At 43.7% G+C, this 17,198-nt stretch carries 10 protein-coding genes and 1 pseudogene; 4 read left to right on the top strand and 7 right to left on the bottom strand.

Annotated features, from left to right (window positions below; translation table 11 throughout):
- Window positions 1–1,005: 1,005 nt before the first annotated feature.
- The 3 genes from clpS to JGK11_RS01000 all read right to left on the bottom strand — a co-directional run bounded on the left by clpS (window position 1,006) and on the right by JGK11_RS01000 (window position 7,713).
- Window positions 1,006–1,299, bottom strand: coding sequence for an ATP-dependent Clp protease adapter ClpS (clpS, locus tag JGK11_RS01010; RefSeq protein ID WP_293145351.1), 294 nt, complete (start codon window positions 1,297–1,299; stop codon window positions 1,006–1,008).
- 469 nt (window positions 1,300–1,768) lie between these two features.
- Window positions 1,769–6,112: an amino acid adenylation domain-containing protein gene (locus JGK11_RS01005; RefSeq protein WP_293176462.1), complete on the bottom strand. Its 4,344-nt coding sequence runs from the start codon at window positions 6,110–6,112 to the stop codon at window positions 1,769–1,771.
- Between the two features lie 998 nt (window positions 6,113–7,110).
- Window positions 7,111–7,713 (bottom strand): superoxide dismutase, encoded by a 603-nt coding sequence (locus JGK11_RS01000; RefSeq protein ID WP_293189523.1) that lies wholly within the window; start codon window positions 7,711–7,713, stop codon window positions 7,111–7,113.
- A gap of 372 nt (window positions 7,714–8,085) precedes the next feature.
- On the opposite strand from JGK11_RS01000, the gene JGK11_RS00995 reads away from it, so the two are divergent.
- Window positions 8,086–8,625: a phosphate-starvation-inducible PsiE family protein gene (locus tag JGK11_RS00995; RefSeq protein ID WP_293176458.1), complete on the top strand. Its 540-nt coding sequence runs from the start codon at window positions 8,086–8,088 to the stop codon at window positions 8,623–8,625.
- Between the two features lie 290 nt (window positions 8,626–8,915).
- Here the strand turns inward: JGK11_RS00995 and JGK11_RS00990 are convergent, their stop codons facing one another.
- Both JGK11_RS00990 and JGK11_RS00985 read right to left on the bottom strand, forming a co-directional pair.
- Window positions 8,916–9,467 (bottom strand): peroxiredoxin, encoded by a 552-nt coding sequence (locus JGK11_RS00990; RefSeq protein WP_293193812.1) that lies wholly within the window; start codon window positions 9,465–9,467, stop codon window positions 8,916–8,918.
- Window positions 9,468–9,546: 79 nt separating this feature from the next.
- A pseudogene (locus tag JGK11_RS00985) lies at window positions 9,547–10,794 on the bottom strand (transposase).
- A gap of 480 nt (window positions 10,795–11,274) precedes the next feature.
- Between JGK11_RS00985 and JGK11_RS00980 the strand changes: the two are divergent.
- The gene (locus JGK11_RS00980) at window positions 11,275–12,630 is read left to right on the top strand and encodes a peptidylprolyl isomerase (protein ID WP_293176451.1); all 1,356 of its coding nucleotides are present in this window, start codon (window positions 11,275–11,277) and stop codon (window positions 12,628–12,630) included.
- A gap of 129 nt (window positions 12,631–12,759) precedes the next feature.
- On the opposite strand, the gene JGK11_RS00975 is transcribed toward JGK11_RS00980, so the two are convergent.
- Window positions 12,760–13,473 carry a tetratricopeptide repeat protein gene (locus tag JGK11_RS00975; RefSeq protein WP_293176449.1) on the bottom strand — a complete coding sequence of 238 codons (714 nt, stop codon included), beginning with the start codon at window positions 13,471–13,473 and terminating at the stop codon, window positions 12,760–12,762.
- A gap of 617 nt (window positions 13,474–14,090) precedes the next feature.
- Between JGK11_RS00975 and JGK11_RS00970 the strand changes: the two genes are divergently transcribed.
- Entirely contained in the window at window positions 14,091–14,810 is a 720-nt protein-coding gene (locus JGK11_RS00970; protein ID WP_293176447.1) for a pentapeptide repeat-containing protein, read from the top strand.
- 179 nt (window positions 14,811–14,989) lie between these two features.
- On the opposite strand, the gene JGK11_RS00965 is transcribed toward JGK11_RS00970, so the two are convergent.
- Window positions 14,990–16,108, bottom strand: coding sequence for a tocopherol cyclase family protein (locus tag JGK11_RS00965; RefSeq protein WP_293176445.1), 1,119 nt, complete (start codon window positions 16,106–16,108; stop codon window positions 14,990–14,992).
- A 381-nt stretch (window positions 16,109–16,489) separates the two neighbouring features.
- On the opposite strand from JGK11_RS00965, the gene JGK11_RS00960 reads away from it, so the two are divergent.
- Complete coding sequence (locus JGK11_RS00960) at window positions 16,490–17,071, top strand: Npun_F5749 family FMN-dependent PPOX-type flavoprotein (RefSeq protein WP_293190330.1); 582 nt, start codon at window positions 16,490–16,492, stop codon at window positions 17,069–17,071.
- Window positions 17,072–17,198 lie beyond the last annotated feature (127 nt).

Raw genomic sequence — 17,198 nt, 5'->3', positions numbered from 1 at the left:
CTATTTTTTCGGTTCTCCACGACTTAAGTCGGGGCTTATATCCCTATGCAAGTGAGTTCCGGCGAGTGTGATGTTCTGGCTATGTTGAAAATTGTAACAGATTCGGGTCGCTTCGGTTCAAGATTTGAGATGTGAGCGCGATCGCCTGATTGAGAGTGCTCGCGGGCGATCGTCAACTGCGATAATAGACTTGTTGCAAAAATAGCTAGGACGGGTTCGCCAGCCCATCCACAATTTTTTTTTCTTGTGGGATGGACAGACGAACCCGTCCGAAAATTTGATTCAAAGGACTTTGGCAATTCCAGCCCAATAAGCATCGCGAATTAAATAATTTATACATATTTGTGGGATGGGCGTCCCGCCAGTCATGAGAGGACGGGCGGGACGCCCATCCCACAAAAACCATCAATTTGTAAGTTATTTAATTCTCATTCCTAAGTGATTGCAAGATTATTCACCTTTTCCAATAATCTAAATCATCAAGATAGAGTCATGTTGCCATTTTGGCAGGTTTCAAATTTAGCTAAGCGGACTCCAATAAGTTCTGGGTTTAAATCAGCCTGTAGATCTATAGTGGTTCTCAAAAAAGTGAGGTACGTTGTTGGGATGCGAGCGCTCTTATATTTATTATATAGTAAGCGAGGTCGCATTAAAAACTCCATTTATAGTCATACCTCATCTTTCTAAGAAAGGCTATATGTATTAACCAAAGTGTGGTCTTAAAAATTTAAGTAGATAAATACACTAAACGCTCTTCTAAACCCGGTTTGTGCGAGAAATATTGGTGTGGAAGCGCAGTATTTAAGAAGAAACCGGGTTTCTCACCCGCGCGTGTAAATCCTAAAATATCAACAATTTGAGTTGGTAAATCAGCACCAACACCAAGATTCCTTGTCTGAGGTGCAATACGATGAAAGCAATCTCTTTGAGGCTGAGATTGCTTTCATCGCACGGCTAGCCCAGGAGAGATTTTGGTTAAAATGCGTCCAGGATTGCCAATAGCAGTTAAGTAGACTCTAGGGGAGCCATTGTCAGCCCAGCACGGCTCAATTGCATATGATAAAGTTCTGCTTGCTCTTGCGGGCCAACCCAGACGGTGGCCTGGCCTTCGTTGTGGATTTGGTCGGCGAGTTTCCAAGCTCGATCGCTCGTCATGCCTGGAATGTACTTAGTCAGACATTCCACAACGTGCTGAAACGTGTTGAAATCGTCGTTGAGGACTATTACCCGATAATTTGGATAAGGCTTGCGGGTAACTTGACTCGATCGAACGGGTGCTATGGTTGGTGAAGAGGTCATCGCGCGAACAGCCACTGAAACTACAAAATTTGTAAAAGAGTTACCGATAGCACTATAACACAATTTGAGATTTCTGAACCGAACTCGGCACTTACTGTCCCCTTCGCGGATTTTAGATTTTAGATTCGGGAATGACTTACGGGATTTTGAATGGGAGCATCTCAGTTTTGCATTTACTATAGTGCTATCCCCGAAGAGCGAGTATTGCAGCACTCGCGAGCTCGCGACAGGGCGCACTATAATAATTAATTTTTTCAAAAAAGAGATGCTCCCTTTTGAATTCCTCCACTAAAATACCGGTTATTCGCAAACAGTATCAGGATTTTAGATTTCCTGTACGATAGCAACTGCATTGGCAAAATACCATTTTCAGATTGGATTTGCGCCGCCAGATTGGCGACGCTTTGACGCATTGTTCGATCTGTCATAGCCTGTTGAATCGCTTTTATAAGTCGTTCAACTCAACAGCCTAAAGTTTTGCTAAGGCTCGATCGATATGCACTTTCATTTTTTCGGCCAAGACAGGGACATTGGGTTCTTGAAGAATACTTAGATGATCTCCAGGGATATCATATATGTCTAATCCTCCAACTGCCAGATCCTTCCAGTTTTCCAAAGTGCTAAAGTGACTTTCATCCTTCGCTCGGAACAAAACCGCCCTGCCTGGATAAGGTTGTGGCTTGTAACTGTTGAAAGCGTAATTCCGAAACTCTACTCCAGGATCTACCTTATGATTATTAATCATCATGCCAGAAGTCGATTTAGTCTTCGATTTTAGGATCTTTTTTAACAAATAGGGAAGCCCTTGTTGGCGCAGCTTTTTGAGATGAAAAGCCAGCTTCTGGCTGAATGACAGTTTGTTTTTTCCTGGAATCGCACTATCCAAAAGACCCAGTAAAGCTACCTCCTCACCCTGTAAATGAAGTAGATGTGCCATTTCAAAGGCTACTAAGCCACCTAATGACTCACCCGCTAGGAGGTAAGGCCCTTTAGGTTGATGTTTTTGGATTTCTTTGAGATAGCGAGTTGCCATATCTGCAACACTCACTAAATCCGTTGGTGATTTGTCAAGTTTATCCTTTTGGAACATACTGACTTCCTCGTTGAGATAAACTCCATAACAGGTCTGGTCTTTGCCGAGGTGTCTTGACAAATCATAGTAAAGAAATATGCCGTAAATGAAGAATAAAGGTAGTTTGGAACTGCCTTCCTGAATCGTGACTAAAGCCTGTGCAGAAGACAAACATCCTTCTTCGCGAAGGGTGTTAGCCAACTGCTGAATCGTTGGTGATTGGAAAAGAATAGCTAAAGATAGCTCTTTCTTGTAGGTTTCCTCTATTTCACGAATTAGCGATATCGCTAATAGGGAATGTCCTCCCAACTCGAAAAAATTATCTGTGGTACTGATGGGTGAAGTATGCAATACTTTTTCCCAAATCTTGATGAGTTGAATTTCCAAATCATCCTGGGGACGGGCCAATTCTCTTGGCTTTTCTTGCTGTACTTTATTTGTCGTCTCGGAGGGAGCGGGAGGATTGGGTGTGGCGGATTCGACTGGTTTTGCTTCGCGAGATTGTTCGGGTACGGGTAGAGCTTTACGATCGACCTTACCATTAGGTGTTAGGGGTAGAGCTTCCAAGAAAACAAAGATAGATGGCACCATATATTCTGGTACGTACTCCTTGAGCAGACTTCGCAGTTCTTGAATGGTGGGGTTCTGATTGTTGAGGGAGACAATATAGCCTACTAGACGCTTGTCGCCTGGAACATCTTCCCTGACGATGACAACGGCCTGCTGCACCTTGGGGTGTTTGACCAAAACAGACTCGATTTCACCGAGTTCGATCCGAAAACCGCGAATTTTGACTTGAAAATCTAGGCGACCCAAACACTCAATATTTCCATCTGGCAAATAACGCGCTAAGTCCCCCGTCTTGTAGATTCGTTCGCTTTCCCGAAATGGATTAGGAATAAATCTCTCTGTGGTTAAATCGTCACGCTGCAAATAGCCCCGGGCTAATCCTGAACCACCAATATGTAATTCCCCAGCCACCCCAATGGGAACGGGTTGCAGGAGAGGATCTAAGATGTAGATATCGGTGTTGGCGATCGGCTTACCAATTAAAATTCGCTGTTCGGCATCTTTGACTTGATAAACCGTTGACCAAACTGTTGTTTCTGTCGGCCCGTACATATTCCAAAGTTCTGTACCTTTGGTTAACAATTGGGCAGCCAATTCTTTGGGCATGGCTTCCCCACCGGAGAGCATTTTCATCCGGGACTGACCTTCCCAACCCGGTTCCAGCAATAATAATCGCCAAGTCGCTGGGGTAGCTTGCAGGATCGTAATCCCCAATTGGACGATCGTCCTTAATAACTTTCTGCCATCCATGGCAGCTTCCCGACTCAGGATGACAACCTGCGCTCCCACAGTCAGGGGTAAGTACAGTTCTAAGACTGCAATATCAAACGAGAGAGTGGTGACAGACAGCAAAATATCCGCCTCACAGATTCCCGGTTGCTCGCGCATCGAACGTAAAAAATTGACTGCGCCGCGGTGAAGAACTTGTACGCCTTTGGGCTTACCCGTAGAACCAGACGTGTAAATGACGTAGGCCATATTTTCTGGCGTAACACTTGCGATCGGTGTTTCCTGACTCTCTTGGGCAATGAGAGACCAATCCGCATCCAAACAGATGACCAATGCTTCTTTGGCTGCTTTGGTAGGCAGGTTCTTGACAAGCTGCTGTTGTGTTAACAATAGTTTGGCTTCGGAATTCTCGATCATGTATTCCACGCGATCGTCCGGGTAGTTCGGGTCTATGGGAACATAGGCTCCGCCCGCCTTCAGCACACCTAATAATCCCACCAGCATTTCCAGAGAACGATCGACACAAATGCCAACTAAATCATCTGGTTTTACCCCTTTTTTTTGTAAATAGTGGGCTAGTTGATTGGACCGTTGATGCAGTTCTTGGTAAGTTAATGTTTGACCTTCAAAGGAAACCGCAATTTTCTCTGGAGTTGCTTCTGCTTGTTGAGTCACTAAGTGGTGGAGGCATCGATCTTGTGACTCATCTGTTTGAGTCTGATTCCATTCCACAAGCAACAAATTTTTCTCTTTGTCTGGCAACAACGGCAATGCAGAAATCGGTTGTTCTGCATGAGCCACAATCCCAGCCAACAAAATCTGGAAATGCTCGTTCATTCGTTCAATGGTTTCTGCATCAAACAAATCCCTGCTGTAAGACCAACTCCCCTCCAATCCTTCGCTGGTTGGTTTTAAGTACAAAGTTAAGTCAAACTTCCCTTCGTTATTTTCAATCACCCAAGGACTTGCTGTTAATTTTGACAGATCGATCGTTTGGAAGGGAATATTTTCCTCAAAGACAAAGGTCACTTGAAACAGAGGAGAATAGCTCAAATCGATCTCGGGACAAAATTGATCGACCAACAAACAATAGGGTACATCTTGATAGGCTTGCGCTAACAAAACGACTTTCCGCACTCGTCCCAGAAACTCTAGGAACGTGGGATTGCCGGACATATCTGTACGAAGGGGGACAGCATTCACAAAATTTTCTGAATTCACACGGCTCACAAAAGGGGAGCCAACAATCACGTCTTCTGTACCTGTATAGCGATACAGCAAAATATTAAAGGCGGCTAACAGGGTTGTTGAGAGAGTGACCCCTTCCTGCTCGGCCAATATACCTAAGGCAGTCGCGATTTCCCCAGAAATGCCAAAAGACAGAGAAGCTTCCCGAAAGGATTGCTCTGGGGGGCGCGGTCGGTCAGTGGGTAGGGGTAATAAAGGAGGGGCTCCAGCAAGTTGTTTTTTCCAATAGGCTAAGGAGTCTTGAAGGGGGAGCTTTCGTACCTCTGACATCAGAGTTGCATAGGATGTTTCGTAGATTGCCCGATCGATAGATTGGAATTTGGGATCGTAATACAAGATTAATCTCAGGATCCCCAAGGCTGCAACCCATTCTTTAGCTCGTATATATTTCTGGATTTCGTAAGGCAATCGATCGCCAAAAAGCTTAGTCCAGTGTTTTTTTCCTTCTTCATAGGCAACTAGATATTCTTCTTTTTTAGTTTGTTCAACGTAACTCCATTGCTGAGAATGATCTCGAATTGCATGGATCAGAAAGTAGGTCGATTTACTGGATATATTATTGCCAGTGTAGCGATATTGAGAAACGACTTCACCGTGGAAATAGACAGGAAAATTACGGGCAATTCGCAAACATAAATTGTAATCTTCGATCGCTAATACACTTGGATCAAATGCACCGATAGACTCAATGGCGACAGTATCGAGGGCAGCACGGCGAAACATAATACAACCGCATTGAATCCTATGCCGGATAGCTAAAATAGTTTCATAATTAGCAACTTCAGGCTGATTCTCATATTTCTCTTCTACTTTGTAGGAGCCATCAGGTTGAATGGAATAGAAGAAATAACGACCAAAGACAAAGCCCACCTCTGGCAGGGCGTTGAGATGCTTGACTCCAATCTCGATCGCTTCAGGTAACAGGCAATCATCACTATCCAGGAAAAGAATATACTCTCCCGTACTAACCCGCAGACCAGTATTGCGTGCAGCCGCCACACCTTGGTTATTTTGATAGACGTATGTTACTTTCGGGTAGCGATCGCAGACTTCTTTCGTATCATCAGTAGAGCCATCGTCTACTACGATCACCTCAAACGGAGGGTAGCTTTGTTCCAGAATGCTCTCAATTGCTTCCGGTAAAAATTGGGCGCAATTATAAGATGGAATCACTACCGATACATTTTTTGTCATTTTCTAGACTCCCAAAGTTATGTTAAAAGTTTCTGCACCCAATATTTAAAATATATCTCTCCAGACATCTATCTGTCCACACATTTATCTGTCCCCACATCTATCTGTTACAACAAAATTGCTATAGCAAGGGGAAAAGTGCCGATTTTGCGAGGTCGGGAGGTCTTTACTATCCCTTCCCTCCCACACATGGCTCGATCTCCACAGGTTAAGATACCGTGCAAGGCAGTGGAAATACCTAAAATACCACACCTATTTTTACATCCATTTAAGTAGGTAGGTAGGCGAGATTAAATAAACTTTATTATGTAACAATATGTAAACAAGGCTAACGAGTGCTGCTAGATGTGTATTTGAATACTTTACAATCGTTTACATATTTGCATTTTACAGCGCCGACCTACTTAGTGGTCTACAATTAATGTTTTTCGCATTCTTAATCCTTGTATAGAAATGGTTACATCGAATTACATCATTACTTTTGCAGGACTAAGCGAACCTATTAAGTTATAGCGGTTCTCACAAAGATTCGCGGACGTTGTTGGGAAGAAGGCGCTCTTGATTTAAGCGTTTATGTAAGCTGTCAGCCATACCTCATCTTTTTGAGAAAGGCTATATACCATTTGTTAAAAATGATGCGACTGTATTTGCAGAGTGTGTCGCTCTCTTTCAATGCCAGGCATTGAATCGACTTTTCGACTGGCGATGCACCTTAGATATCGGGGAAAATCAACAAATCCAACAATTGTTATGTCGCACGATTTCTGAAAGATGGTATTAGGATAATCGGTAATCGATAGTTGGTAATCAGTAGTCGGAAATCAGAAAAAAGCTTTCAGGTTAAAAGCTTAAAAGCCCCTCACCAATTACCAATTACCAATTACCCATTACCGGTATTAGTAGCGAGAACTTCAGTCCTCGGAAACAAAAACTAAAGTCCCCACTACAAACCGATAAAAGTTCGTAGTGAGGACTTCAGTTCTAAAACTCAGATGTTACTAAGCCGCAGCCAAATTTGCTGCTGCGAAATCCCAGTTAGCCAAATTGTCTAGGAAATTAGCAATGTAATCGGGACGGCGATTTTGGAAATCCAAATAATAAGCGTGTTCCCACACATCCAAAGTCAGCAAAGGAGTTTGGCCGTGTGCTAGCGGGGTGTCAGCGTTAGCAGTTTTGGTAACTTTCAAAGTACCGTTGTCCACAACCAGCCAAGCCCAGCCGCTGCCGAACTGAGTTGTCGCAGCAGCCTTAAATTCTTCTTTGAATTTGTCGAAGCTGCCAAAGTCGGCATTGATTTTATCAGCTAAAGCTCCTGTCGGAGTGCCGCCACCGCCCGCTTTGAGGGAATTCCAAAAGAAATTGTGGTTCCAAACTTGACCTGCATTGTTGAAGATGCCGGCTTTGGATGGGTCTTTAGCAGATGCCGTCACAATTTCTTCGAGGGATTTGCTGGCTAGTTCGGTGCCTTCAATCAGTTTGTTGAGATTGGTCACGTAAGCAGCGTGGTGCTTGTCGTGGTGGAACGAAAACGTGTTGGCCGACATATGACCTGACTCTAGGGCGTCAGCGGCGAAGGGTAATGGTGCGAGTGTAAATGCCATTGTGTTCAATCCTCTCTTGGTGGCTTTTTTGGGTTGACTTTCCGGCTTTTGTATGATTTGAGCCCTTAGTCGCTAGCTCGAGTTGATCGAGCTGTTGTAAATAATTATTGACAATTTTCATATTTTATCTCAGTTGCAGCATTTTAGGATTTTGAGCTCTACTTTTCACGAAATCTACTAATATCAGGTTTCACATAGCACAAACCTTGGCAAAAAGTCAACCCGCCTGCGTGATAAATAAAAGTTGCTAGGAAATTGTCACTAGACAGAATTTTGATGATGGTTATAAATAAATTAAACCTGTTTTTGGGCAAATATAAGCTGAATTTAACTTAAGCTGTAAGCAAGTCCAACAGATTCCCGGAGCAGTCAATGGAAAACCGTTCAAATAACCAGACTAATTCCCCTCCTAAATGGTTGAATTTGAAACTAATAGTCAGCGGTCTGGAAACAGTTCAAGACTTAATTGTAATTTCTTTGTGTATTGGTTTGTTCTGTTTCATGGTACTCGAACTGCGAGAAATGTTTTTTTCGCTGCTGCCTCCTTTGAATTTTCAGGAAGTGACGGCCGACATTCTATTTTTATTGGTTTTGGTGGAATTGTTTCGGCTGCTCATTATTTACTTGCAAGAGCAGCGCGTTTCGATTGGCGTGGCGGTTGAAGTTTGTATTGTATCTGTTCTGCGAGAAGTTATAGTTCGGGGAGTTCTGGAAACTCCCTGGGTTCAAATATTGTCAACAGGCGCATTCTTGCTAGTTTTGGGAGTGTTGTTAGTAGTCCGAGTTTGGTTGCCGCCAACTTTTGAGGGAATTGACCCGGAACGCCGTTTTGCTAGCCGAAAAAGAAATCTTTCAGAGCCGGAATCTTCTTCAGAGCCTGTTGCTGTAAATAGCAAGTTCAATTCTCACTGATTGTGGCGGGACAGGCGATTTTAGATTTGCTCTACAGCTTGTCTCGTTACCAGGCATCATGTCCCCTAAAATAAGTAATATAAGGTTAGTAGTGAGGACTTTAGTCCTTATAAACTCATGAAGAAGGACTAAAGTCCTCACTACTAACCTATTTTTACGGTGATTAGTTACAATCCTACTAAAGTCCTCACTACTAACCTATTTTTACGGTGATTAGTTACAATCCTGAAGAAGGACTAAAGTCCTCACTACGAACCTATTTGATTGCGGTTATTCTAGGTGACACAATATTAGCTGTTGGCCTGCAATTCGCCTAGACGAGCTAATACTTCTTTGGAGTGAATGGCGGGATTAACTTTGACAAAGGTTTCCCGCAAAATGCCTTCAGGGTCAATAATAAAACTGTGCCGGGATGAGATAAAACTCATCCAAGAACCGTAAGCTTTACTTATTTTGCCGTCGGTATCTGCTAATAGCGGAAATTTCAAACCTTCAGAGTCGCAAAATTCCGCGTGGGAGTTGATATCATCAGCGCTGATGCCGATGATTTGAGTGTTTTTTGCTAAGTATTTCGGCAAGTCTTGCTGGAATCGACGCGCTTCGATCGTACAACCGGATGTAAAATCTTTGGGATAGAAGTAGACTACCAGCCACTTCCCGCGATAATCGGACAGCGAGATTTGCCCGTCGCCGCTGTTTGTCGGTAAGCTAAAGTCTGGTGCGGCTTGATTCACTGCCGGCAGCTTGCCACCGAGGGCCAAGGCTGGAGGGGCAAAATTGAAACTCAGAAAGGCTAGACAAATTGCCAATAAAGTGCTAAAAAACTTGCGCCGGGAAATCATAAATTAACAAGTAGAACTGTACTTAACACAAGTTTACAGTTTTCTGATTAAATGGGTAGGGGCAATTCGCGAATTGCTTCTAATAGTGACATACTCCTACACTGACGCTCGTACAGTACAGTGTAGGCTTCTCAGCGACTCCAGCTATTGCTTCGGACGTTAACTGAGCTTTAAGAACGGAATGCCCTACCGCTCTGTTTTTGATATTTATTGCTGCATTATGGTCGCGGTCAAGACTACATCCACAATGGGGGCAGTCGTGCCATCTCTCATGTAGCTTCTTAGGAACTTTAACCCCACAAGTAGAACAATCTTGACTTGTACCAGACGCTTTAACAGGGATAACCAACAAACCAGCATTTTCGGCTTTGTTTGTCAGTATCGACAGAAAGCTTGACCATCCGGCATCAAGAACAGATTTTGCCAACCATGTACGCGCAAGTCCTTTGACATTCAAATCTTCAACCGCGACAACATCATATTTTTTCAACAAGTTGTTAGCAGTTTTGAAATGAAAATCTTTACGTTTGTCGGCAACTTTTTTATGCTGCTTGCCCAACTGTTTTACCGCTTTTAATCTTCGATTGCTTCCTTTTTTACGACGGGAAACACGCTTCTGAATAACTTTTAAACGTTTTTGAGATTTGCGATAATGTTGAGGTATAGCAACAGTTTTACCCTCAGAAGTTGTCAAAAACTCCTTTAAGCCAACATCGATACCAGTTATTAAATCTGGATTGAAATCTGGTTTAATTGTTGGCACTGTCGCATCTTCCAGGCTGAGGGTTAAATAGTAACCGTCAGCTTTTTTAGTGACAGAAGCAGTTTTGATTTTGAAACCATTCGGAATGGAACGATGCAAAACAACCTTAACTTTTCCAAACATCGGAAGATTGATTAAATTGTTTTGCAAGCATCCATCCTTCATTTGAGGATAGGTAAAGGTTCTGTAGTGGTTGCGAGACTTAAATCTTGGTCTGCCACTACGTTTTCCGTTACTGTCACCCTTCAAGAATCTATCAAAAGTTACCTTGACTCTCTTGACAATATCCTAAAGAACCTGCGAGTAAATTTCGCCATACCAAGGATGAGTTTTCTTGAGGTTAGGTAGTGTTTTCTTTTGACTGTAGTAATCGGGATTGTCCCGTAATTCTGGAAGGTGACAAACAAGAGGACAAGCATTGATAGGACAACGATTTTGCTCGTACCAGTTAAATCTATCTGCCAACAAATAGTTATATTGAGCGCAAAGCATAGACAACCACCTGTCTAATTCTATTGCTTGTTGTTTGCCTGGGCGTAATTTGTACTGGTATGCCGTCCTCATTTGCTTTTACCTCCTGTTAGCACTATGGTAGCATGATTGTGTAACCATTGTGTAGCCACATGAAAAATAAACAATTAAGATTAAGGATGTCTGAGCGACGTTTCCATAAGTTACGGCTATATGCTGTTCAATCCGATAAGACAATGACTCAAGTCATTGAAGAGCTGATTGACTCATTGCCAACATCAAAGATTGGCAATGAGTCACCGACCGACATCGCTAATTGAACTGCGTTCAATATTGCTCGTCGGTCAATTCCTCATTGCCTCGCATTCATCCCACACTAACCTGAGTACAGGTATGGTGTGGGGATTCTGCTGTGCTTGCTAAATCTGAGTTACCCACCCCTTTGATGATTCGGTGTTTAAAACCGCTTTTATACAGAGGATGCCCGCTTCTGCTGGCTAGGAAATAAAGGGAACATTTAGCCAGGATTTGGTATCAAACCGAAATATCACTTACTCAAATAGCAATTTACTTATGAGCGCTGCACTCCCGTTAACAGGCAAAGTTACAGTAGTCCAGGTAATTAATGGTCAACCGGTGACGATCGAAGTAGACGGCACTAATGCGCCGATTACTGGGGGAAATTTTGTTGATTTAGTTGAACGTGGCACCTACGATGGGGTGATGTTTCACCGAGTTGTGCGCCAGCCGGATCCTTTTGTGGTGCAAGGGGGCGATCCGCGCAGCAAGGATACTAGCATTCCGGCGGGTCAATTGGGAACGGGTAATTTTATCGATCCGGATACTAATCAGGCGCGTTTTATTCCTTTGGAAATCAAGCCGCAAGGGGCGGCACAGCCAGTTTACAACCAAGTTGTCACGCAAAAGCCACAGTTGCCTCACACGAAAGGGGCGGTGGCAATGGCTCGTTCTAATAGTGGTTTAAATACGGCTTCTTCGCAGTTCTATTTTACTTTGGATGCTTTGCCGTTTTTGGATGGCAATTATGCTGTTTTTGGCAATGTAATTCAAGGTTTTGAGACGGTTAATGCGGTGCAGCAGGGCGATCGCATTTCGAGTGCCAAAGTTGTTGCAGGGATTGTCCCCAGTCGGGTTTCGAGTATTATTCCCAATGCTGCTGTGTTGAATAGTTTTGTGAATAATACTAATTTTGTAAATCTGCCTTTGCGATCGCTCAACTTGCCTAATACGCCGAACAACTATCAAGTCACTGCCCAAGACTCTCAGCAAAACCCCAGCGGCGTGCGCGGAGGTAGCGCCAACGATCGCATTATCGGTTCATCGATTGATGATGCCATCAACGGCGGCAAAGGCAACGACACTATCACCGGGGAAGCAGGCGACGATTTTCTCAGAGGTGGCAAAGGTAGCGACTTAATTAGCGGTGGTGTTGGCAACGATATTATCAACGGAAATTTCGGCGACGATACTCTTAATGGCGATGCTGGTAACGACTTTTTACGGGGTGGGCAAGGGAATGATGTCTTAAATGGTGGCGATGGCAATGATATTTTGATTGGGGATACAGGCAACGATACTCTCACCGGAGGTAGTGGTGCAGATACTTTTGTTTTGGTCGGAGTCGATCCTGCGAGTCTGCCTTTTATTCTGCTACTCCCAACGAATCATACAATACTTGATTTTAAACCAGGTGAAGGCGATCGCATTGCTTTGACAGGAAAATTATCGGATACCACATTCACTCAATCTGGCAGCGATACTTTAATTAACTTAGCTGGGTCTCCTGCTATTGTAAAAAATGCTACTGTCGATTCCGTCAGAAATGCAGTTTTTGCAATTCCTTTGTCTCCGATTGTTCCTCGTCCTAATGACCTACCCACTGGCGATGTAGCCTTAAGAATTGGGTAGTTTTAAGTGAATTGGGTTGAGTTCAACTCGACCCAATTTCTAATACTTTTCGGCTCAATATCCATATCTTTTATTAGATGCCAGCCCCTGGTTATACAATCTATTTTTTATGGCTTATGCCAAATTTAATTAATAACATAACTTTCTAAGTTTAGAGACAGCATCTTGATAGCAATCCATTCTCGATTGCTGCTTAAATAGCCCTGCTGCTTTCTGAAAATCCTCAAATGCTCCTTGAACTTCTCTCAATTTATATCTAGTCACTCCTCGGTTGAAGTAAGCTTTGGCAAAATTGCGATCGAGGCGAATTGCTGATTCAAAATCAGCTAGTGCTGCGAGGGAATTTTCCATTTGCAAGTGGATAGTGCCTCGGTTAAAGTAAGCTTGAGCCAAATTGGGGTTGAGCATCAGTGCTGAGTTGTAATCTGCGATCGCCCCAGCATAATCTTTTGAGCCAGCTAGCATAAACGCCCGATTGTTGTAATACTTGGCTCGATAGGGATTGAGTTCGATGGCGGTAGTTAAATCGGCGATCGCAGACTGTTTGTCGCCTAATCTGTAGCGGGCAACACCGCGATCGTTGTAAGCTGGTGCGAATTGCGGATTAATGTTTATTGTGGCGGTGAAATTTTTAATCGCAGCGTGCAAGTCCTTTTGTTCGAGACTTTTTAAACCTGCACTGTAAACCTTCTTGGTGCTAACGTCTAAATTTGCCTCTTGTCGCGCTTGGGCTTGCTCGCCCGAAAATACTTTACCTGAAGTATTGGCGAATCCCAAAAATTCGATCGAATTGAAAATAGTTGTGACAGCTAATTGACTCGGGAGAAAGGGGATAGTACGCATGGGAGGGCGGGTGTTTAACTGTATGCTCTAATTTTCTTGCATCTTTCAGCTACTGACAGTGATATCCGTACTCTCGGGGAGGTGATAAGTTTGAGGAGATTTGGTGATGCTCGGGGATTGATTTGTGTGATGACAGTTGGGTTTAGTTCGTGACGCCAGTCACAACCAAGGATAATTGCGTCTATAAACCGCTAAATTTCGTAGTTTTAAGCGAACTGAACAATTTATTTTTGCTAGCCAGATTCACCAGAGAAAGAGGGAGAGAGGAAGAGGTTGAGAATATTTGACGCTGGAGGAGAATAGTTTATTAAAATATACAATTTAAATGGGCAACAGCTTCTTGCATTGTCGCAATATATGCTATCAGTAAATTCCGATCGCACTTGCGAGCATCTGATACAGGGTTTAGGGAAAAAAAATCTCTAGCACCGACGCATCTGTGAAGCAACCCATTTTCTAGGTAAGAGGATTCACCCGCGACTCGCCGAGTTAAGTTGGGGGCTGGGCTAAGGGCGATCGACATTTCACTGATATTTTTGAGTAATATTGCCGATGAAAGTTGCTTATTCTTTGATATGCTCTGATTACACATCAAGAATCTATTGCAATTAGTGTCAATGAAAATAGTTCTGACGTTAAAAACTTTCTTCGCGACAGTATTCGCGATCGCCCTATTTAGTCTCTACTTAACTCCTCCTGTGATTGCCGCGAATGCCGAGGATCTGAGTCAGCTATTAAAAGATAATTGGTGCGTCAGCTTTCTGTGGAAGCAATGCGATTTGAGCGCTGCCGATTTGCGAGGAGCTAATCTCCAAGAAGCCAACTTGAGCGGTGCCAACCTGAGCGGCGCCAACTTGTCCGGTGCTAATTTAAAAAATGCTGACCTTTCTGACGCAGATCTCACCAGCGCCAATTTAGCAAATGCTGATATTTTGGGCACGGATCTCAGTCGAGCCAATTTGACCGAAGCTAATTTCAACCGCACAAAATTGTGGGATGCTAATCTGACTTTGGCAAATCTGAGTCGCGCCAATTTACAAGATGCTAATTTGTTGGATTCTAGACTTTGGGGAAGCAATCTCACCCAAGCTAATTTAACTGATGCGACCCTGCACGGTGCTGATTTGCAATATGCTAATCTGGCAGACACTAATTTGACAAATGCTGATTTGCACAGCTTCTTTTTCCGAGGTTCCAAACAAGTCACAAATCTGAGCAATGCTAATCTAGAAGGCGCTAATTTAACGGGAGCAAATCTCAGAGGTGCGGTGCTGAATGGAGCGATAATGCCCGACGGCTCTATTAATAATGAAGAAATTGGCTTTAATTTAAAGTAAAGTCTGAATACAGTTGACAGTTGACAGTTGACAGTTGGCAGTTGACAGTTGACAGTTGACAGTTGACAGTTGACAGTTGGCAGTTGGCAGTTGGCAGTTGGCAGTTGTGAGTTCTCAGCAGTCAGTAATTAATAGACATTTAACTAATGACTAATGACTAATGACTAATGACTACTGACTTAATTCGATCGCCAAACTGCATCCCACGGCCCGCCGCCAACTTCCAAACCGGCCAAAGAACTTTGAGCCTCTAAGATAATTTTAGAGCGCTGCTTGCCATTTTTCTCAACATTTCCCCCCAACAATTCTCGCAGTTGCAAGCGCAATTCGCCGTGCGTCGTATCGCGGCAGCAAAAAGCCAGACCCTTGGCTGTAGGAGTTCGCACATAGGTGCCAGAACTTTTTGTACTGCCACTTAACTCAACTTCAAACTGGCTGTTTCTCGCCTGCATTTTCCAGCTTCCCCAAGGTTCAATATTCCAAGTTACTTGGGAATTCCAAGGCACAAATTCGTAGAATTTGCCTCGGTAATGGATGCCAATCATTGCTACCGATTCCATCCACCACAGCACGCCCCGCTTGCCACCCCCAGCAGTTAATGCTAAATCGCTTTCGCCTTGAAAACAATTGCAATTTATCCAAAACCATTTTTGCGGAAAAGCACCGCCCCAGTTTTTTTCGGTGTAAGCGGGAGCGTCTTTAAATTCATAGCGTTCGCCGTTCCAATCGATCCAACCCGTGGCTAAACCGTGAGCCATTAAAATTTGCCATCCAGGCTCAAACACTGGCAAAAAAGATAGCATTCCCGCCGTGGATTTTTGGAGTTCGTCGGAGTTTCCCCAGCCGTAAACAGGTTTGATTTCGTATTGCCAAAAACAGTGATTTCCAGTTCCTGGATCGTGCAGATAACCTTGATTCAAAGTAGCAGTAGCTTGATAGCCTTCTTCGATACGGCTGTCGAATACTTGTGGTTCTAAATATTCTGGTTTAATTTGTAAATCTGTTTTGCCCCAATGTCCTAAACCCAATGTGTCTCGGTGCGCCCAAAACTTATTTACATCGGGGAAGGTGCGGCACAAATAGCTATCTTTGGGGCCGAGAATTTGGGCGGCACCGCCGCTGTAAGGTTGACCGCCTCTGGGGTCTTCTATGGAATACATGAATGCAAAGGATTGTCCGTGAATTGGTAATGTTATTCGGTAGTACCAGCCTTCAAAAAAGCGCCGGGAACTGCCGTCCCAGTGGTAGCCGCTGTGGGGAGTTTCAATAGTTTTGAGTTTTGAGGCTGTATTTGACATAATATTACTAATAGCAAAACAAGAGTCATTGGTCATTGGTCATTGGTCATTGGTCATTGGTCATTGGGCATAGGGCATAGGGCATAGGGCATTAGTCATTAGACCTCTTGCAAAATAATTTTCTGATATAATGGAAAGTTTTGCTTTAGTTGATTAGATATCTCCCAAAAAGCCTGTGAATAACAGGCAGGATGCCTGTTCCACAATTATGGGAGATGTTTAATTCAAAGCCTCTGATTATAACATATATCTTTTTTGCAAGAGGTCTATTAGTCATTGGTCATTAACTAAAAGGAAGAAGCAGGCTTAGTACATTACCGATTACCGATTACTGATTGCCAACTACCGATCGCCAATTACCCATATAATAGGATATTCATTATGTCTTTAGCACTTTGGCGATCGCCCTTAGCGCGATCGCTCCACCGCAACCGCAGTCTTGCCTATGCCCGCTACTTGCAACTAGCAACGGTTCGTCCTGACGGGCGTCCTGCTAACCGCACTGTGGTGTTTCGAGGCTTTTTGGAAAACACCAACCAGTTAAAGTTTATTACAGATATTCGCAGTCAAAAGGCAGAGGAAATTAATCTCTATCCTTGGGGGGAGATTTGCTGGTATTTCCCTAAAACTCGGGAACAATTTCGGATTGCTGGACAACTGATTTTGGCAGGGGCAGATTGTCCAGATGTAGAGTTGTACGCAGCCCGCCGCACAGCTTGGCAGGAGCTTTCTGAGGGGGCGCGGGTGCAGTTTGGTTGGCCCGAACCTGGGAAAGACAAGGCTGAGGCTACTGCTTTTGATTGTGCTTCCCCAGATGCGATCGAGCCGCTGCCTAGTTTTTGCTTGCTGCTGTTGGAACCGGAAACGGTGGATTTTTTGGAGTTGCGGGGGGAACCCCAGAACCGATCGCTTTACGGGCGCGACGGGGATGGCAATTGGTTTGTGCGATCGGTCAATCCCTGAAAAAGAAGTCATTAGTTATTGGTTATTGGTTATTAGTTATTGGTTATTGGTTATTGGTTATTGGTTATTGGTTATTGGTTATTGGTTATTGGTTATTGGTTATTGGTTATTGGTTATTGGTTATTGG

Origin of the sequence: Microcoleus sp. PH2017_34_RAT_O_A, from assembly GCF_020737885.1 — a bacterium.
Classification (GTDB): domain Bacteria; phylum Cyanobacteriota; class Cyanobacteriia; order Cyanobacteriales; family Microcoleaceae; genus Microcoleus.
This window is presented reverse-complemented; position numbering and strand designations above follow the sequence as displayed.